We start from the raw sequence: 20,072 nt of genomic DNA on the forward strand, positions 1-20,072 counted from the left end.
TGAACGAGTACGGCATATAGATGGGGTAGAAGTGGATTAGTAAAGGGTTGGAGGAATGCTGATGAAATGGTATCAATTAGATATAGATGAAGTCGAAAAAAAATTACAGGTTACTATCCCACAAGGACTAACTGAAGAACAAGTACAAGCAAGAAGAAAGAAATTTGGAGCGAACGAACTTGATGCCCAGAAGAAGCAATCCCGCTGGCTGCTGTTTCTGAAGCAATTTCAGGATTTCATGGTCCTTGTGCTTTTAGGGGCCACATTAATTGCCGGCTTGCTCGGTGAATATGTCGATGCGATAGCGATTATGATTATCGTACTTGTAAATGGGTGCATCGGCTATTTTCAGGAACAGAAAGCGGAGGATTCCCTTGAGAAAATTAAACAATTATCAGCACCTATAAGTAATGTGAAAAGAAATGGAAAATGGAAAAAAATAAATTCACGTGAACTCGTGGCAGGGGATGTAGTGAAAATACAAAGCGGTGACCGAATCCCGGCAGATATCCGAGTTGTAGAAGCGAACAGCCTAGAAATTGAGGAATCGGCGTTGACTGGTGAATCCTTACCCGTCGCCAAAATTGGACAAGCTATGACGGAGACCGATCTCGACCCACAGGACCAGCTGAATATGGCGTTCATGGGCACTTTAGTAACAAAGGGACAAGGAATCGGTATTGTCACAAGGACAGGGATGCAGACGGAAATGGGTAAAATTGCATCCTTAATCATGACAACGAGGAAGATTATGACACCGCTCGAACGGAAATTAGCGGAATTAGGTAAAGTTTTAATTATTGTTGCATTTCTCCTCACTGCATTAGTTGTTATTCTTGGAATTTTACAAGGTAGGCCGCTTTATCATATGGTTCTAGCTGGCGTTTCCTTAGCAGTAGCAGCGATTCCAGAAGGCTTACCAGCAATTGTAACTGTCGCTCTATCCCTCGGTGTACAAAGAATGATTAAACGGAAAGCGATTGTTCGCAAGCTTTCTTCCGTTGAAACATTAGGTTCTGCTTCGGTAATCTGTTCAGATAAGACAGGCACGATGACGGAGAATCAGATGACCGTTAAGAAGCTCTATCTGAACGGAGAGTTCCTCCATTTAACAGGAGAAGGTTACCAGATTAATGGAGAAATTTTGAATGGAGATCAAACTGTCGATGGGGACCATCCGAACTTGGATGCGATGCTTCGTTATGGCATTCTTTGTAATCAGGCAAATTTAAAGTTACAAGATGGGCAATATACAGTCGATGGCGATCCCGTTGATGGAGCCCTGCTTGTCGCAGCTCGGAAATTTGGATTAAATGAAGCGATAAAAGCAGAATATCGATTAGTGAAGGAATTTCCTTTTGACTCGGAAAGAAAGCGGATGAGTGTCGTTGTGGAAGATGAGAATAGCAGACGTTTTCTTATCGTAAAAGGAGCACCCGATGTATTGCTGCCAAGGTCATCATTCCATTTAACGAAAGATGGTAGAAAAGTCCTTGATTTAACGGGGAAAGATAAATTCAATCAAGCTATAGAGCGGATGGCAAGTGATGCTTTAAGGATTATCGGAATCGGTGTGCGTCCTTTACGGAAAGATGAATTGCTTGATGATGCCGCATTCCTAGAAACAGAAATCACTTTTATCGGATTATATGGGATGATCGATCCTCCGCGTAAAGAAGTAAAACCAGCCATCCTTGCTTGTAGACAAGCTGGAATCAAAACAGTAATGATCACTGGAGATCATGCGAATACTGCTACTGCAATAGCCAAGGAACTGGAATTACTGCCTGAATCGGGTCGTGCCGTGTCTGGAAGCGAATTAAATCAGATGACCCAGCATGAATTGGAAAAACAAATTGAAGAGATTTATGTTTTCGCTAGAGTAACCCCGGAACACAAATTAAGAATTGTAAAAGCTTTCCAGAGTCGAGGACATGTTGTGGCTATGACAGGGGACGGCGTGAATGACGCTCCATCTATCAAAGCTGCAGATATCGGCATTAGTATGGGGATTAGCGGGACCGATGTAACGAAAGAAGCTTCATCCCTCGTTCTAATGGATGATAACTTTGCAACGATCAAAGCAGCAATTGATGAAGGAAGGAATATCTATGAGAATATCCGGAAGTTCATTCGCTATTTACTAGCCTCGAATGTTGGAGAAATCCTTGTCATGCTATTTGCTGTCATGCTTAAAATGCCACTGCCACTTGTCCCAGTGCAAATACTGTGGGTAAACCTTGTAACAGATGGATTGCCGGCAATGGCGCTCGGTATGGATACATCCGAGGAAGATGTTATGAAACGAAAGCCGCGTAATCCGAGAGAGGGTGTTTTTGCAAGAGGGCTTGGTTATAAAATCGTCAGTAGAGGCATTTTGATCGGTCTTGTGTCTTTAATTGCTTTCCTGTTCGCTTATCATAATGATCCGGATAATCTCACTTATGCACGGACGATGACCTTTACTACACTTGTCATGGCACAGCTCATTCATGTATTTGAATGTCGGAGTGAAAAGTCCATTTTTGCTCGGAATCCATTTGAAAATAAATATTTACTATTTGCCGTTCTTTCATCTGTCCTGCTATTGCTCATTGTCGTATATTGGCCACCACTTCAACCTATATTCCATACTACTGCACTTGGAGTATTAGATTGGTTGATTGTGCTTGTATTAAGTTTATTACCGACGATTCTATTCGCTTATACGAAGAAATAAATCCTGCCCGGTTTTCCTCTTGCCCCGTTGCAAGGAGAATCCGGGTATGTTTCATTACGCAGGAATAAGAAATCGTGGTAAGGTATACATAACTCAACTTTTTATGCCTGAAATAGTTATCTTATGGAAAAATTAGTAAAACTGACGATTTATTATAGTTATAGACAAGGTTCTAAACTTAGTTCGTTTTACCTTTAATTCCCTTTCAAAAGATAACCGAAAAAACTACTGACTACTTTCATTCAGCGTAAGTGCAACCTTCTCCTGGAGGTCCGCAGTCCAGACACCTCTCGCTTTCCGCAGGTGGCTGGTGAGCCTCCTCGGGCTGTCGCCCTGTGGGGTCTCACCTATGCCTATCCTCCTGCTGGAGTCTCGAGGTGTCTGGACTGCTCCGAGTAAAGACCGTGATTTGGATTACTGTTTAATATTCCAGAAGTACAATCCTTATCATAACGGAATAATTTCTTTTTAAAATAATCCTTTAGACCAGTTCAGTTGCCCGGCGGACGGTGACTCCTACGGGAAAAGCACGAGTCCAGACCTGAGCAGGAAGCGGTTTTCTTCCGAGGAGGCTGAGGCCGTGCCCGTGGAAAGCATCCGTCCGCCGGGCAACTGAACGGTAATTAGAACGCTAATAAAATGAATGCACAAAACACTTACGCTGAATGAAAGTGATCACCGGTTCATATTGGAGAACTTTTTATTTAAGTAATTGCGTCTAAGTACATACCTCAAATATTTCGGGTACTTGATAAAAATGAATTACTTTTGTATTTTAGGATGAGTACATAAGAATACCGTTCATGAAAAGGTAGTGATTAAAATGCTTTCAAGTATGACAGGTTTTGGAAAACAAGTAATTGAACATGAAGAATACCAGATAACAGCGGAAATGCGCTCTGTTAATAACCGATTCCTAGATATTACAATAAAAATGCCGCGCAGCTTTTATTACCTCGAAGAAAAACTCAAAAAAATTATAAAAAACTATTTTAAACGAGGTAAAATTGAAGTATATATATCGATACAAGGTCAAGGATCGATTCATAAAAACGTACATGTAGACTGGGAAATACTGGGGCAGTATGTTGACCGCGTCGAAGAAATCAAGCAACACTATCCAATTAAAGGTGAGCTGAATATCGAGCAATTAGTGAATTTAGAGGATATATTTATCGTTGAGGAAGAAGAGATGCAAGATGAAACATTAACGACTAACCTGTTACAAGCGGTGGAAGAATCATGTAGAAAACTTTTGGAAATGAGGCGAGCGGAAGGAACTTTCCTTGAGCAAGATTTAGAGGAGCGATTACAAGTATTAGAGGATACGATGAACCACTTGCAGCACGTCCGTCCGAAAGTAATTGAAACCTACCGCGAAAGAATCAGTAAAAGGATTACCGAGCATCTTGCTGAGTACAATACAATTGACGAGGCAAGGATAATGCAAGAAGTTGCCATATTAGCTGAAAAAGGCGATATTACCGAAGAATTAACGAGACTGCAGAGCCATATCAATCAAATGAAAAATACGTTAAAGGAAGAAGGCAGTGTCGGCAGGAAGCTTGACTTCATCTGTCAGGAAATGCACCGGGAAGCAAATACGATCGGCTCAAAAGCTACAGCAGCGGAAATCAATGGGCTTGATGTTATATTGAAAACCGAAATAGAGAAAATAAAAGAACAAATACAAAATATCGAGTAATTAAAGATTTGATTGGATATAAGTATAAATATCTGTTAGATTAAAGTATAATGAATATCAGACGGGTTTTGCTGACAGAGGGGGAACGAAAGTGAATCTTACGTTAATAAATATAGGATTTGGTAATGTTGTTTCAGCTAATCGAATCATTTCTATTGTATCTCCGGAATCAGCTCCTATTAAACGGATTATTTCGGTTGCAAGGGATAACAATAAGTTAGTTGACGCTACATATGGCAGAAGAACGAGAGCGGTCATTATCACGGATAGTGATCATGTCGTTTTATCTGCAGTCCAACCGGAGACGGTCGGGCAACGAGTCATGAACCATGAGGAAGTAACGGAGGAATCATAAATTATTCGTATATAAGATGATTTCTTTATAGAGTAAGTTTGTAATAGGAGGAAGAGCAATTGAAGGATGAGTCAGGTATATTATTTATCCTTTCAGGACCATCTGGTGTTGGAAAAGGAACCGTTCGAAAAAGGCTTTTTGAGGAGCAGACAGATTTACAATACTCCATTTCCATGACAACTAGAAATATGCGACCGGGTGAAGTGGAGGGTGTAGATTATTTTTACCGTTCGAAAGAAAAATTCGAGCAAATGATTACAGATAACGAACTTTTAGAATACGCCAAATATGTTAATAATTATTATGGAACACCGAAAGCTTTTGTTGAGGAAACATTAGCAAAGGGAAAAGACGTATTTCTTGAGATTGAAGTCCAAGGAGCTTTACAGGTGAAAAATAACTTCCCGCAAGGAGTTTTTATTTTTCTCTTTCCTCCGAGTCTTGATGAATTAAAGAACCGCATCGTAAGCCGTGGAACGGAAACGGAAGAACTTGTCGGCAACCGGTTAAAAGAGGCCCGTAATGAAATTGAAATGATGCATGCTTATGATTATGTAGTCGTAAATGATGACGTCGATCTAGCCGTGGACCGAGTAAAAGCGATTATTAAAGCGGAGCATATGAAAAGAGAACGAGTGGAAAAGCTATATAGAAAAATATTGGAGGTAGATTGACATGATGCTAGAACCATCCATTGACCAGTTACAGGAAAAAATTTATTCAAAGTATGAATTAGTCACACTATCTGCAAGACGTGCAAGGCAGTTGGCTGAAAATAAAAAATCGATGGTTGAAGAGCCATCTTCCCACACGTTTGTTGGGGTGGCACTAGAAGAAATTGCGGATGGAAAATTGTATATTGCAGAAGAAGAATAAACGCCTCGCTTTTATAGCGGGGTTTTTTCTTTTTGAAATGTCCATACGTCCTCCACTGTGTTTCCTTTATCTCATTACGTAGTATTCCAGTTTGTACGTCCCTATGCGCACGCTTCCGCTTTTGTTGTTAAATATGTTAAACTGAAGGGAGTTGAGAAGGGGGTTTTTGTGTGGTTAGAGGAAAGAATATTTTGTTGGGGGTTTCTGGTGGGATTGCTGTTTACAAGGCTTGTGCGCTTACGAGTAAGTTGACACAAAAAGGTGCGAATGTAAGAGTCTTGATGACGGAAAATGCAACGAAATTTGTTTCTCCGCTCACCTTCCAGGCCTTATCCCGAAACCCTGTATATATAGATACTTTTGACGAAAAAGATCCTGAAAAGATTGCCCATATTGATTTAGCTGATTGGGCAGAGATTGCGATAATCGCCCCAGCGACAGCCAATATTATTGGAAAGTTAGCGAACGGGATTGCGGACGATATGCTGTCCACTACTCTGCTTGCAACCCGGGCGGAAGTGTATATTGCTCCTGCGATGAATGTGCATATGTATGCAAATCCTGCTGTAGTTGAGAACATGCAGCAATTGGATGAGTGGGGATATCACTTCATTGAACCAGGTGCCGGTTATTTAGCTTGTGGCTACGTTGGGAAAGGTAGACTCGAAGAACCGGAAACAATTATCGAAGTGATCGAGGACCATCAACAAAAGGACGAGCCTTTAAAAGGAAAACGCGTCTTGATTTCTGCCGGACCTACACGGGAAGTCATTGACCCAGTCCGTTTCTTATCTAATCGCTCATCAGGAAAAATGGGCTTTGCCTTAGCTGAAGCTGCAGCAGAACTCGGTGCCGAAGTGACGGTTGTAGCGGGACCTACAGGTAATCAGATGAAGAACGGTGGTATTAAACGGGTCGATGTTGTCTCCGCAGAAGAAATGTATCAGGCAATCCATCGATTTTTCCCAGAAAGTGATATTGTAATAAAAGCCGCAGCAGTATCGGATTACCGGCCGAAACAAACTTTTAAAGAAAAAGTTAAAAAATCAGGCGATGATCTTATTATAGAAATGGAACGAACAAAGGATATTCTCCAGTCTCTGGGAGAGGAGAAGCAGCACCAATTCCTTGTTGGGTTTGCAGCAGAGACCGAAAAAGTCCTTGAATACGGTAAAGGTAAATTAGAAAAGAAAAATCTTGATGCTATTGTGATTAATAATGTTTCTTCTGAAGGGGCAGGTTTTGCGGGCGATACAAACATCGTTACGTATTTAAATCGTAAGCTGGAAGAAGAAAACTTACCGCTTGCATCGAAAAAAGCAATTGCAGAAAATTTATGGAAACTTATTATTCGTGATATGAAGGATGAGTTAGATTGAACGTAGCAAAAGTAATCGTCGATGTGCCTTCTTTTGCCATCGACCAAACCTTTGATTATGAAATACCAGACCGTTTCACGCATGTGCTGACTCCGGGGATGCGTGTTATTGTTCCGTTTGGTCCAAGGAAAATTATGGGGTTTGTAGTAGAAATCACGGATACATCATCCTTTAATAAGTTAAAACCTATTGAAGAAGTGCTAGACTTAGTTCCCGTTCTTACAAAAGAATTGCTTGATTTAGGTAAATGGTTAGCTCATCGAACACTATCCCTTTCAATTGTTGCTCTACAAGTAATGCTTCCCCAGGTACTCAAGTCGAAGTATAAGAAAGAGATCAATCGTCTCAGCGGTGAAGTATTGTCAGATGAATTGGAAGATCTGTTCCAAGGTCGGGATGTTATTCCATTTGAAGAATTTGAAGCCTCTGCGTTAAACTATCAACATTTAAAAAAAGCAGTAGATGCAGGGGAAGTCCAGATCGATTATATCGTTAAGTCGAAAATCACAAAGAAATTTGAAACATTCGTATATCCGAAAAAAGAAATTCACTTATTGGAAGAAGCTTTACATGATTTGTCCCAATCTGCAAGGAAGCAGCGGGCAATTATTGAATTTTTCATTGAAAACCCGCAGGAGATTAAACAGAAATCATTACTGCAAACGATAGGAACGACAACAAGCACGGTGAAGGCATTAATTGATAAAGGACTTCTAGATACATACCAAAAAGAAACATATCGGAATCCGTATAATGATGATGCAATCGAACGAACAGATCCGCTTCCGCTAAAGCCCGAACAACAACAAGCGATTGAACCAATCCTAGCAAGTATTGAAAATAATGAACATGAAGTGATCCTTGTGCACGGTGTAACCGGCAGCGGGAAAACGGAAATTTATTTACAAGCGATTCAAGAAGTAATTAAGAAAGGGAAAGAAGCGATTGTGCTCGTCCCCGAGATTTCCCTAACACCTCAGATGGTGAAACGATTCAAAGGTAGATTCGGGAGAAATGTAGCTGTCATGCACAGTGCGTTGTCAGCGGGGGAGAAATTTGATGAATGGCGGAAAATCCAACGTAAAGAAGTGCAAGTTGTTGTCGGAGCCCGTTCCGCTATCTTTTCCCCATTTGAAAACCTCGGGATTATCATTATTGATGAAGAGCATGAGACAAGCTATAAGCAAGAAGATCAACCGCGTTATCATGCAAGGGATGTTGCAATTAAAAGAGGGAAGGATCAAAACTTCCCAGTCGTTCTTGGGAGTGCCACTCCGACCCTTGAATCCTATGCGAGAGCCGCAAAAGGAGTATATAAGTTAGCTACCCTCACGAAAAGGACGAATGATAAACCGCTGCCTGAAGTCATTACCGTCGATATGCGAAGGGAGCTCCACGCAGGGAACCGAACGATGTTCTCGCGTCTGCTCATGGAGAAAATAAGAGATTGTATTGCAAAAGGTGAACAAATTGTCCTTCTCTTAAACAGAAGAGGATACTCGACCTTTATTATGTGCCGGGACTGTGGGCATGTAAAAGAATGCCCGCATTGTGATATTGCCTTAACCTATCATAAGAACAGCCATTTGCTGAAGTGTCATTATTGTTCGTATGAAGAAGAAGTGCCAAACGTGTGTCCAGAATGTTCCAGTGATTTGATCCGTTACTTTGGTACAGGGACACAGCGGGTGGAAGAGTCACTCACCCAATTAATCCCCGAAGCCCGAGTGATCAGGATGGATGTAGATACGACGAGAAGAAAAGGTGCTCATGAAAAGCTGCTTCGTGAGTTCAGTGAACATAAAGCAGATATTCTTTTAGGAACGCAAATGATCGCAAAAGGACTCGATTTTGAAAATGTCACATTGGTTGGGGTGCTCACGGCCGATTCCATGCTACATTTGCCTGATTTTCGATCATCTGAAAAGACATTTCAGCTTCTTACCCAAGTAAGCGGTCGTGCAGGGAGGCATGATTTACCTGGAGAAGTCATTGTTCAAACCTACACACCGGATCATTATAGTATCGAACTTGCGAGTAAGTATAACTTTGAAGACTTTTATAAAAAAGAAATGGCGATGCGAAGAGCGTTTCGCTATCCTCCTTACTATTATCTGGCGCTCATAACGATTACGCATGAGAACCATGTACAAGTTGTACAGGCTACACAGCAGTTCGTTCAACAATTATTGATGAAAGTTGGTCCAGAAACAATCATCCTTGGACCGACACCTTCACCAATCCCACGCATTAAGGATAGATATCGTTACCAATGCATGATAAAATACAAGCACGAACCTAAGTTACGTACTTTTATTCAAGAAGTTACAAACAACTTTAAAGAACAGATTCAAAAACACGACTTACAAATTATTGTTGATATGCAACCTTATCAGATGATGTAATAGAACAACATCATGATGGATTAGAAAGTAGGTAAAAAAATGAAAAGAATCGTATTTATGGGGACACCGGACTTTTCTGTACCAATTCTTCACGCGCTTGCCCGCGAGGAGCACGAAATAGTTTTAGTAGTGACCCAGCCCGACAGACCCAAGGGGAGAAAACGAGTTATTACGCCTTCCCCAGTGAAACAGGCTGCAGAAGATTTGGGGCTGCCGGTGTTCCAGCCAGAACGATTGCGAGAAGATTATCAAGCAATAATGGATGCAAATCCGGATGTTATTGTCACAGCGGCTTATGGTCAATTGCTTCCGAATAAACTGCTCGAAGCACCACCGTTCGGCTGTATTAACGTCCATGCATCTTTACTACCGGAATTGCGGGGCGGGGCACCGATTCACCATGCCATTATTCAAGGTAAAAAAGAAACAGGGATCACCATTATGTATATGGTCGAGAAACTCGATGCGGGTGATATGCTGGCACAAGTCACCGTACCAATTGCTGCCCGAGACCATGTCGGTACCCTTCATGATAAATTATCGGAAGCTGGTGCTAAGTTATTAATCGAAACACTCCCAAAACTGTTTAACAGACAGCTGACAACAATCCCGCAGGAAGAAGAACAGGCGACGTTCGCAGCGAACATTAAACGAGAAGATGAATGGATTGATTGGAATAAGAGCAGTACGGAAATTTACAATCAAATCCGTGGCTTACATCCATGGCCGGTTGCCTACACGACCTATCTTGGTAAAACAATGAAGATATGGTGGGGTGAAACCGATGGGAAAACATATGAAGGAAAGGCCGGGGAAATCGTCGCTAAAAATGATCAGGCTGACTTCATTGTCGTTTGCGGGGATAAAAAAGGAATTCGAATTACAGAAATTCAACCAGCAGGTAAAACAAGGATGCTTGTCAAAGATTATCTTCAAGGGTCGGGCGAGCGAATTCAAGTCGGCGTACGTTTAGGAGAATAAGATGAAGACAACTAAACTAAGAAACTTGATACTGGAATTATTAGTACGGATTGAAAAGGACCATGGCTTCAGTCATTTATTAATCAATCAAGAAATAAAGAAAAATGAACTGAATCCAAAAGACGAAGCACTCTTAACACAGATTGTCTACGGAACATTGGAAAGGAAAATGACGCTCGATTACTATCTTTCCAAGTATGTTGACCCGAATAAAAAAATCGACGACTGGGTAAGAATGCTATTACGGATGTCCGTCTACCAAATGGTTTATTTGAATAAGATTCCAGACCATGCAGTTATTCATGAAGCAGTTGAAATTGCAAAGAAAAAGGGACATCGTGGCATCCAGGGTTTTGTCAACGGGGTTCTCCGGAATATTCAGCGAAATGGCGTTCGCGATTTAGCTGAGATAAAAGATCCGCTGAAGAGACTTTCTGTTGAGACAAGTCACCCTAAATGGCTTGTGAACCGCTGGATTCAGCAGTATGGCTTTCAAACAGCTGAAGCAATCTGCCAGGCAAATTTAAAAGAGAAGCCGATGTCCGTCCGTATTCAACCATTAAAAATTTCCCGTGAAGAAGCGATGGCTGAATTGGAACAGGAAGGATTTACTGTAAAACCTTCCCTTTTTTCAAAGCAAGGCATTCAAATTGAGAAAGGGAATGTGCTATCAAGTAAATTATTTACTGAAGGAAAACTGACAATTCAAGATGAGAGCTCGATGTTAGTTGCCGAAATGTTAAAACCTGAACCTGGAATGGATGTTCTCGATTCCTGCAGTGCTCCAGGCGGGAAAGCAACACATATAGCGGAGAAAATGCTTAACGAAGGAATTGTATATGCCCATGACCTGCACAAGAAGAAAGTGAAGCTCATCGAGGAAAAGCAAAGAACATTAGGGCTCTCTATCATCCATGCAACGGCTCATGATGCTCGTAAATTAAAAGAAAAATACGCTGAAGCAAGCTTTGACCGGATTCTGGTTGATGCACCTTGTTCAGGTCTAGGAGTAATCAACAGTAAGCCGGAGATCAAATATGAAAAGTCAGAGCAAGATATTGAAAGGCTGCACATAATCCAGCTTGATATTCTCAATCATGTTGCTGATTTACTTAAGGATGATGGTTTATTCGTCTACAGCACATGTACGATTGAAAAAATGGAGAATGAACAAGTGGTAAAAAGCTTTCTTAAGGAAAATCCTGCTTTTACAGTCGATGGCGATTTCTTTAAGGAGCTTCCGGAAGAATTACAGTCTTCTATCGGTATCACCGAATATGGATTTCAGCTATTCCCGCAGAGTTTCGGCACGGACGGTTTCTTTCTTACCCGTTTAAAGAAAGGAACTTGACGTCATTCTATGTAAAAGGAAGTCAGAATAAAGGGGGGTCAACATGGAAGCATACTTTATAACGGATGTCGGCAAGGTGCGAAGCCATAACGAAGATTCAGGCGGCATCTTTTATAATCAGGCAAATCAAGTGCTCGCAATCGTCGCTGATGGAATGGGAGGTCATTCTGCCGGAGAAGTTGCGAGCGAACTTGCGACAAATTTCATTCAACAGAAATGGGAAAAAGAAGTCCAGTTTCAACAGGCAACGGAACTGGAAGCTTGGATATTGGAGACGGTAAAAGAAGCGAATGACGTCGTCTATACGGAAGCAAAAGAACAAGTAGAGCTTGAAGGAATGGGCACTACTGTTGTCCTTGCTGCCTGCACAGATGAATTCATCACGATCGCCCATATTGGAGACAGTCGTGGCTATTTATATAACGACGGAAAGCTAAAGCAACTTACTGAGGATCATTCGTTAGTTAATGAATTGCTCCGTGCCGGACAAATTTCACCCGATGATGCAGCCTACCATCCAAGGAAAAATGTTTTAGTACGTGCACTTGGAACAGAGGCAATGACAGAATGTGAGATTCAGACAATTGGTTGGGAAGTGGAAGATAAACTGTTACTATGTTCTGATGGGTTGACCAATAAACTAATGGATGCAGAAATAGAGGATATCCTGTCTAAACAAGCTGTTTTGCAGGAAATAGGTGAAGAAATGATTGGTCTTGCAAACGAGCGTGGTGGAGAGGACAACATCTCGATCGCACTTATACACCATGAACAGGCAGTGAGAGCGGGTGAAACGGAATGAGACAAGGCCAGCTATTAAATGAACGCTACAAGATCATTAAAAAGATTGGTAGCGGTGGTATGGCAGAAGTTTATCTTGCGCGCGATACAATCCTGGAGCGTGATGTTGCAATTAAAGCACTCCGGAGTGAGTATATTAACGACACGGAATTTACTACCCGCTTTGACAGGGAAGCACAAGCTGCAACGAGCCTGACTCATCCTAATATTGTAAATATCTTTGATGTTGGGGAAGAAGAAGACAATCTTTATATGGTTATGGAATATGTTGACGGTTTAACATTGAAAGAATACATACAACAACAAGGCCCGATTGAGGTCAATGAAGCGGTAGATATTGTTAAGCAAATCATATCAGCTATTGCCCATGCCCATGATAATGATATTGTCCATCGGGATATTAAACCGCAAAATATTCTGATGAACAGCTTTGGTCAAGCAAAGGTCACGGACTTTGGAATTGCGATTGCGTTAAGTGCCACTTCACTCACTCAGACGAATTCCATTCTCGGCTCTGTCCACTACCTATCTCCTGAACAGGCAAGAGGCGGTATGGCAACGAAAAAATCGGATATTTATTCGATTGGGATTCTGTTTTACGAGTTATTAACCGGTCGCTTGCCTTTTTCCGGTCAATCACCTGTGTCGATTGCTTTGAAACATTTACAAAGTAAAACACCATCTGTAAGACAATATAATCCAGATATACCACAGAGTGTAGAAAATATCGTATTAAAAGCAACTGCAAAAGACCCGTTCCACCGTTACCAGTCCATCTATGAACTTGAAGATGCAGTCAACCATGCACTTGATCCGGACCGGCTGAACGAACCGCCCTACGAACCACCAGTAGAAGCCGGCGAGGAAACGCGGGCGATTCCAATTATAACCGATGATCAGTTTCATGGTTCGGAAAATGAGGAAACAATCGTAAGTAAGCCAAATAATACAACGAAATCTTATCCTCCAAAACCGGATGAAAAAGGAAATAAAAAGAAAGGCAAGAAACCGAAAGAAAAGAAGAAAAAAAGCAAGAAGAAAAAGTGGTTGCTCATTATAAGTATACTCTTCGTTTTGCTTGCGGCTACTGTTGTTGTGTTATTTTTTGTGCCTGGAATTTTGTTGCCAAAAGATGTTGAGCTTATTGACGTCGTGGGAGAAGAATATGAGGATGCAAAAGAGCAGCTAGAGAATTTGAATCTTATTGTTGAGGAAGAACTCACATTTTCCGATGAAGTTGAAGAGGGACATGTTATTTCCATGAGTCCGTCTGCTGGGCGTACAGTGAAAGAAGAATCAACGGTTACATTAACTGTAAGTGAAGGGAAAGAACATTTTCCGATGGAGGATTATGTCGGACAAGATATCGATCAAGTGATGCATATCTTAGAAGGTGAAGGATTCGATCCAGAGAATATTTTCACCGTTGAAAAACATTCCGATCGTCCATCAGGAGAAATTACGAATCAACTCCAGCCCTCACCAGATACAGAGGTCATCCCGAGCGAAACCCGGGTAATATTCGAAGTGAGTATTGGTCCTGAGCTGATCAGTTTGAATAATTTAACGGGTATGACAGAGAAAGAAGCAAGGGATTATTTGGAAAAGAATAATCTTGTGTTCACAAAACATGAAGAGAATTCGGATAATGTAGAAGAAGGCAAAGTAATCCGACAATCACCTGAGTCTGGAACTGAACTGGAAGAAGGCGCATCCGTTGATGTATATATTTCCACCGGTCCACGTGAAATACCACCAACCTCCCACCGTATCACGCTTACTGTTCCTTACACAGGAAATAGCGAGGATGAAGATGATGAAACAGGAGAAGAAGGTACGGAAGAAGAGGAGACACCAGAAGAGCCGGTAGAACAGACCGTACGTATTTATATTGGTGACGTGAATAACAATGTTTCGGATGTTTATGAAGAATTAACAATTACGGAAGATACTCCGGTAACTTTCACACTTCTCATTGCTTACAATGACGAAGCGGAATATATCATTACGAGAGACGATGAAATTGTGACGAACGATGTAGTATCTTATGAAGAGGGTGACTAAATGGAGGAAGGCAGAATTATTAAAGCATTAAGCGGCTTCTATTATGTGAAGACAGAAGACGGGTCAATCTATCAATGCCGCGGGAGAGGGGTATTCCGTAACCAGAATATTACCCCCCTCGTCGGTGATCTTGTGACCTTCGAGTATGAAGATCCAAATGAAGGATATATCATGGAAATTAAGCCCCGTTCGAATGAGCTGGTACGGCCGCCGATTGCCAATATAACACAAGCGATTATCGTTACTTCTGCTAAAGCACCTGATTTCAATGAGACATTATTAGATCGTTTTTTAGTACTTATCGAGTCGAGAGACATTCAACCAGTCATTTTTATTACAAAGATGGATTTAACATCTGCCACAGAAAAAGAAAAAATGGAATCGTACCGCAAGTTATACGAGAATATTGGTTATCGTACAGAGCTGCTATCCATGAAGGACGGGCAAGGCTTTAATGCTCTCGAGCACTATTTTAAGGATCATATTACTGTTATTGCTGGTCAGTCTGGTGTTGGAAAATCAACTATTCTTAATATGCTTGACGACTCCCTTGATTTAAAGACAGGTGAGATATCTGAAAGCCTTGGAAGAGGGAGACATACGACAAGACATGTTGAATTGCTCGAAATGTATAATGGTCTTGTTGCAGATACACCGGGTTTTAGCTCCCTTGAATTCGATACATTGGAAGCAAATGAATTATCTTATTGTTTCCCCGAATTTCGCGAACGATTGGGAGACTGTAAATTTAGGGGATGTATGCATCTAAAAGAACCTAAATGTGCAGTAAAGGCAGCAGTTTCAACAGGAGAAATTGCCGCATCACGTTACGGAAATTATGTAAGATTTTTAGAAGAAATTATGTTGAGAAAGCCGAGGTATTAACATGGTAAAAATTGCACCATCTATTTTATCTGCTGATTTTGCTCAATTAGGTAATGAAATTAAGGAAGTCGCTACATATGGCGCTGATTATATTCACGTTGATGTGATGGATGGCCATTTCGTTCCTAATATTACGATTGGCCCATTAATTGTCGAGGCGATACGCCCGGTAACAGAACTCCCGCTTGATGTCCATTTAATGATTGAAAATCCAGATCAGTATATCCCTGCATTTGCAAAGGCTGGAGCGGATATTATAACGGTTCATCAGGAAGCTTGCACCCACTTGCACCGCACGATCCAATTAATACGGGATAATGGCGTAAAGGCGGGGGTAGTAATTAATCCAGCAACTCCTGCAGAACTCTTGTTACCAATCCTAAAAGACATTGATATGGTACTAATCATGACAGTAAACCCAGGCTTTGGTGGTCAGAAATTTATCCCAGAGACGGTGAATAAGATTCGTCAGCTTGACAGCTGGCGGAAAGAAATGGGTCTTTCCTTTGAAATTGAAGTGGATGGCGGAGTCAACACAGACACTGCAAAAATTTGTACAGATGCAGGAGCAGACGTACTTGTCGCTGGTAGTGCTATTTTCAGCCAGCCAGATAGAAAACAAGCAATTAAAGCAATTGTTGATGCGACAAGGGATGAATAATACATGAATCACCTCACAATTGGAATTGTAGGCAGTGGCCCGGGAGAAACATTGCCAGATCTCACCATTTATAAGCGTACAGTGGATTTGTGGATCGGTGCGGACCGTGGCGCTCTCCATATTCTTCGTTCCGGTTTAGAAATTCATGATGCGGTGGGGGATTTTGATTCTGTTACGACAGAAGAAATGAAACTTATCCGGGAAAAGGTAAGTAATTTTAATAAGCTGCCGAGTGAGAAAGATGAAACAGATTTAGAACTAGCGTTAAACAAAGCTTTTCAACTTCAACCGGCAACAATTCTTTTATTCGGGGTGACAGCCGGCAGGAAAGATCATGAATTAATAAATATCCAGCTATTATACCGAATTCTAGAAAAAGGGATAATCGGCAAAATCATTGATAGACAAAATCAATTAGTTTTAACGAAACCGGGAACACATACAATAGAGAGAGACCCTGATTATCCGTATGTATCTTTCGTTCCATTCAGTGAGGTTGTAGAAGGTATTACGCTAAATGGCTTTTATTATCCGTTAGAGAATGAAACAATCACCTGGGGATCAACACTTTGCATCTCCAATGAACTATCTCATGAAAGTGGGAATTTTTCGTACAGACGAGGCATATTATTATTAATAAAGAGTAGAGATTCTTAAGAGGCGTGAAGCTTGGTTTGTACGAAGGAGGGGGAACCTATTAAATTCTATACGATTAAGCTCCCAAGGTTTATTGGTGGATTTGTGAAAGTGGTCATGGGTGTATTTAAAAAAGATAAATAAAAAACACGGCTTTTGTCCATTACGCGACAGAAGCTGTGTTTTTTGCTTTAGAGACTTGATTAAATTTAGAATATGTTCAACCGTTTGCTACTGGAGATGCGCAGTTCCGATATCTCTCGCTTTCCGCGGGGAGAGTGCTACGGATCTGGATAGAAAGCTTGGTTTACAAGTTGGCATTTGGACAAAATAAAAAAGCACTCTTGGATTAGAGTACTTTTTTGGGGTTGTACACAATTCATCATGGAGCCCATGCGATTATACGCGCTCTACTTTACCTGATTTCAAAGCACGTGCGGATACATATACACGTTTTGGTTTACCATCTACCATGATACGTACTTTTTGTACATTCGCTTTCCATTTACGTCTGTTGGAGTTCATAGCATGAGAACGTAGATTTCCGCTGCTCGTTTTACGTCCAGTTACAACACATTTTCTAGCCATGACATTCCCTCCTTACTATACCAAATATCATTTTCATACTTATATAATTTATCACAAGTTAACTGAGAATGCAACGAAACTTTTTTTGCTGCAAAGAAAAATTGCTTGACAGATAGAAAAAAATCCGCCATTGTAAGAAGAGAAAATAACGAGCTTGTAAATCACACATTCACTTTTAAAAAAAGGTGGATTGTAGTAGAATAGCCTTATGCTTTATAAGTTAGTATAGGACAAGGCTTTATTAATTATTTTATTTTTACGAAATTGAAATCATGAAGGAGGATCCTCATGTCCATTGAACTTCACACAAACGATGGTCAAGTTACAATCACTAATGATGTCATCGCAACGATTGCCGGAGGTACAGCTGTAGAATGTTACGGGATTGTAGGTATGGCATCCAAAAGTCAAATACGTGATGGGATCGCTGAAATTTTACGGAAAGAAAACTATTCCCGCGGTATCGTAGTCCGGCAGGAAGATGAAGAATTGCATATCGATCTATATATCATCGTAAGCTATGGCACGAAAATTTCTGAGGTTGCGAGCAATGTGCAGTCTCAAGTGAAATATACACTGGAACAATCATTAGGCCTATCTATTGACTCGGTAAATATATACATCCAAGGAGTCCGAGTGTCTAACGATTAAGGAAAACTACATGGAATTGCTAACGCCTGTTAATCTCCTCTCTACTGTTTTCGTACAAGTTACTGAACAGTTCCTGACCGTATGAGCAGTTAACAGGAGTTAGGCATGGTTTATTTAAGGAGGAAGTATGGTGACTATACATAAGTTAGATGGTAGTCTGTTAACACAGATGATCCTCTCCGGAGCACATCACCTATCGAACAATGCACAAAAAATCGACGCATTAAATGTGTTTCCGGTACCGGACGGGGATACAGGAACAAATATGAACTTATCAATGACCTCAGGTGTAAATGAAGTGAAGCAAACGGATTCAGACGATGTTTCTGTTATTGCAAATGCATTTGCTAAAGGTTTATTGATGGGGGCGCGAGGAAACTCAGGTGTTATCCTGTCACAAATTTTCCGCGGATTTGGTAGAGGAATGGAAAATTTAGAAACATTGGAAGCAGAAGACTTTGCCCATGCATTCGAAGCTGGAGTGACTACAGCCTATAAAGCGGTAATGAAACCTGTAGAGGGAACAATCCTTACTGTTGCAAAAGATGCAGCTAATAAAGCAGTAGAAATTGCTAAGGTGGAAACAGATATTATCGCCCTCATGGAGAAAACTTTAATTGAAGCGAAGGCATCCTTAAAGCGTACACCGGATTTACTTCCTGTTTTAAAAGAAGTTGGTGTTGTTGATTCGGGAGGACAGGGATTAGTGACGATTTATGAAGGATTCCTAGCGGCGCTTAAAGGGGAAGAACTTCCAGAAGAAACAGTTGAAGTAGAGATGGAAGATCTTGTCAATGCGGAACATCATAAAATAACGCAAGATTTCATGGATACATCTGAAATTGTTTACGGATATTGTACAGAGTTTATGGTTAAATTTGAAGACGATAAGCTAAAAGACTATCCATATAATGAAGAGGAATTCCGTGAAACATTAAGTGAAATAGGGGATTCCTTACTTGTTGTTTCCGATGATGAAATTGTTAAAGTTCATGTTCATTCCGAACAGCCAGGAGATTGTTTAACACTCGGACAGCGCTACGGTAGTTTGATTAACATGAAGATCGAAAATATGCGTGAACAGCATAGTGCGATTGTTAGCAACAAAGAAAAAACAAACACACCGATAGAAAAAGCCGAGTATGGCATTGTTACCGTTACAATGGGGGCTGGACTTAAAGCGTTGTTTGAAAGTCTCGGGGCCACAGTAGTTATTGAGGGCGGACAAACAATGAATCCGAGCACGAAGGATATTACAGAAGCAATAACGAGAGCCCATGCTAAAAATGTACTCGTTCTGCCAAACAATAAGAATATCCAAATGGCAGCTGAGCAGGCAGCAGACATCGCGGACGAAAATGTCGCTGTAGTTCCGACAAGAACAATCCCTCAAGGGATCAGTGCCATGCTTGTCTTTGATCCTGAAGCTGAGTTAGCAGCGAACCAGGAAGCGATGGAGGCGGCTAGTAAAGAAGTGAAAACTGGCCAAATTACGTATGCCGTTCGTGATACGCAAATTGATGGGATAACGATTGAAAAAGATCACTTTATGGCAATTGAAGATGGTAAGATTATTGCTTCCAACGAAAAGAAACAAGAAGCTGTCAAATCGTTATTAAACGAACTTATCACAGAAGACGATGAAATCTTGACCATTCTTTATGGTGAAGATGTTACAGAAACAGAAGTCGCTGAGATAGAAGCTTATGTTGAAGAGTACTTTGAGGATATAGAGATTGAAATCCATAACGGAGAACAGCCAATCTATTCCTATATCTTCGCTGTCGAATAAACCAAATCACCAACCGCATCTACCAAACAACCTCGGTACGATGCGGTTTTTTAGTCCATCATAAGAACGGTCACGTCATGTGACGAGCTCCGTAACTAGAACAACCTTTGGCCAAGGTGAGACCTTAGTGCTTAGCCCGAAGATTAACCTGTTCGCCTACGGAAAGCGAGAGATATCGGAATTGCGGACCTTGAGTAGAAAAACCTTCCTGTATTATGCATGC

The 20,072-nt window shown here is 41.1% G+C and carries 18 protein-coding genes; 17 read left to right on the forward strand and 1 reads right to left on the reverse strand.

Annotation, left to right across the window (positions count from 1 at the left end):
• Positions 1-61 precede the first annotated feature (61 nt).
• From SPD53_RS02945 to spoVM, 15 genes are all read left to right on the forward strand, one after another.
• Entirely contained in the window at positions 62-2,719 is a 2,658-nt protein-coding gene (locus SPD53_RS02945; RefSeq protein WP_336251624.1) for a cation-translocating P-type ATPase, read from the forward strand.
• Positions 2,720-3,554: 835 nt separating this feature from the next.
• Positions 3,555-4,424, forward strand: coding sequence for a YicC/YloC family endoribonuclease (locus tag SPD53_RS02950; protein ID WP_198042595.1), 870 nt, complete (start codon positions 3,555-3,557; stop codon positions 4,422-4,424).
• A 91-nt stretch (positions 4,425-4,515) separates the two neighbouring features.
• Positions 4,516-4,779: an extracellular matrix/biofilm regulator RemA gene (gene remA / locus SPD53_RS02955; RefSeq protein ID WP_156855510.1), complete on the forward strand. Its 264-nt coding sequence runs from the start codon at positions 4,516-4,518 to the stop codon at positions 4,777-4,779.
• Between the two features lie 59 nt (positions 4,780-4,838).
• Complete coding sequence (gene gmk / locus SPD53_RS02960) at positions 4,839-5,453, forward strand: guanylate kinase (RefSeq protein ID WP_336251625.1); 615 nt, start codon at positions 4,839-4,841, stop codon at positions 5,451-5,453.
• 1 nt (position 5,454) lies between these two features.
• Positions 5,455-5,655, forward strand: a complete 201-nt coding sequence (gene rpoZ, locus SPD53_RS02965) for a DNA-directed RNA polymerase subunit omega (RefSeq protein ID WP_156855508.1) — start codon at positions 5,455-5,457, stop codon at positions 5,653-5,655.
• 170 nt (positions 5,656-5,825) lie between these two features.
• Entirely contained in the window at positions 5,826-7,034 is a 1,209-nt protein-coding gene (gene coaBC, locus SPD53_RS02970) for a bifunctional phosphopantothenoylcysteine decarboxylase/phosphopantothenate--cysteine ligase CoaBC (protein ID WP_336251626.1), read from the forward strand.
• Positions 7,031-9,439, forward strand: coding sequence for a primosomal protein N' (gene priA / locus SPD53_RS02975; protein WP_336251627.1), 2,409 nt, complete (start codon positions 7,031-7,033; stop codon positions 9,437-9,439). Before coaBC ends, priA begins: the two co-directional genes overlap by 4 nt.
• A 39-nt stretch (positions 9,440-9,478) precedes the next feature.
• A complete protein-coding gene (gene fmt / locus SPD53_RS02980) occupies positions 9,479-10,420 on the forward strand; it encodes a methionyl-tRNA formyltransferase (RefSeq protein ID WP_156855505.1) in 942 nt (313 codons plus the stop codon).
• 1 nt (position 10,421) lies between these two features.
• The gene (rsmB, locus tag SPD53_RS02985; protein WP_156855504.1) at positions 10,422-11,771 is read left to right on the forward strand and encodes a 16S rRNA (cytosine(967)-C(5))-methyltransferase RsmB; all 1,350 of its coding nucleotides are present in this window, start codon (positions 10,422-10,424) and stop codon (positions 11,769-11,771) included.
• Between the two features lie 43 nt (positions 11,772-11,814).
• Positions 11,815-12,573, forward strand: coding sequence for a Stp1/IreP family PP2C-type Ser/Thr phosphatase (locus SPD53_RS02990; RefSeq protein WP_156855503.1), 759 nt, complete (start codon positions 11,815-11,817; stop codon positions 12,571-12,573).
• Complete coding sequence (gene pknB, locus SPD53_RS02995; protein WP_156855502.1) at positions 12,570-14,636, forward strand: Stk1 family PASTA domain-containing Ser/Thr kinase; 2,067 nt, start codon at positions 12,570-12,572, stop codon at positions 14,634-14,636. Before SPD53_RS02990 ends, pknB begins: the two co-directional genes overlap by 4 nt.
• Entirely contained in the window at positions 14,637-15,521 is an 885-nt protein-coding gene (rsgA, locus tag SPD53_RS03000) for a ribosome small subunit-dependent GTPase A (RefSeq protein WP_156855501.1), read from the forward strand. It begins immediately after the preceding gene.
• A 1-nt stretch (position 15,522) separates the two neighbouring features.
• A complete protein-coding gene (gene rpe / locus SPD53_RS03005; protein ID WP_156855500.1) occupies positions 15,523-16,182 on the forward strand; it encodes a ribulose-phosphate 3-epimerase in 660 nt (219 codons plus the stop codon).
• Between the two features lie 3 nt (positions 16,183-16,185).
• Complete coding sequence (locus SPD53_RS03010) at positions 16,186-16,839, forward strand: thiamine diphosphokinase (protein WP_156855499.1); 654 nt, start codon at positions 16,186-16,188, stop codon at positions 16,837-16,839.
• A gap of 12 nt (positions 16,840-16,851) precedes the next feature.
• Complete coding sequence (gene spoVM, locus SPD53_RS03015; protein WP_229782517.1) at positions 16,852-16,962, forward strand: stage V sporulation protein SpoVM; 111 nt, start codon at positions 16,852-16,854, stop codon at positions 16,960-16,962.
• A gap of 255 nt (positions 16,963-17,217) precedes the next feature.
• Here the strand turns inward: spoVM and rpmB are convergent, their stop codons facing one another.
• Complete coding sequence (rpmB, locus tag SPD53_RS03020; RefSeq protein ID WP_156855498.1) at positions 17,218-17,406, reverse strand: 50S ribosomal protein L28; 189 nt, start codon at positions 17,404-17,406, stop codon at positions 17,218-17,220.
• Between the two features lie 288 nt (positions 17,407-17,694).
• Here rpmB and SPD53_RS03025 point away from each other — a divergent pair, with 288 nt between their 5' ends.
• Complete coding sequence (locus tag SPD53_RS03025; RefSeq protein WP_156855497.1) at positions 17,695-18,057, forward strand: Asp23/Gls24 family envelope stress response protein; 363 nt, start codon at positions 17,695-17,697, stop codon at positions 18,055-18,057.
• 130 nt (positions 18,058-18,187) lie between these two features.
• On the forward strand, positions 18,188-19,849 hold the full coding sequence (locus SPD53_RS03030; RefSeq protein WP_156855496.1) for a DAK2 domain-containing protein: 1,662 nt from the start codon (positions 18,188-18,190) through the stop codon (positions 19,847-19,849).
• The last annotated feature ends 223 nt before the right edge of the window (positions 19,850-20,072 follow it).

The organism is Oceanobacillus sp. MO10714A, assembly GCF_037072045.1.
GTDB lineage: Bacteria > Bacillota > Bacilli > Bacillales > Amphibacillaceae > Oceanobacillus > Oceanobacillus indicireducens.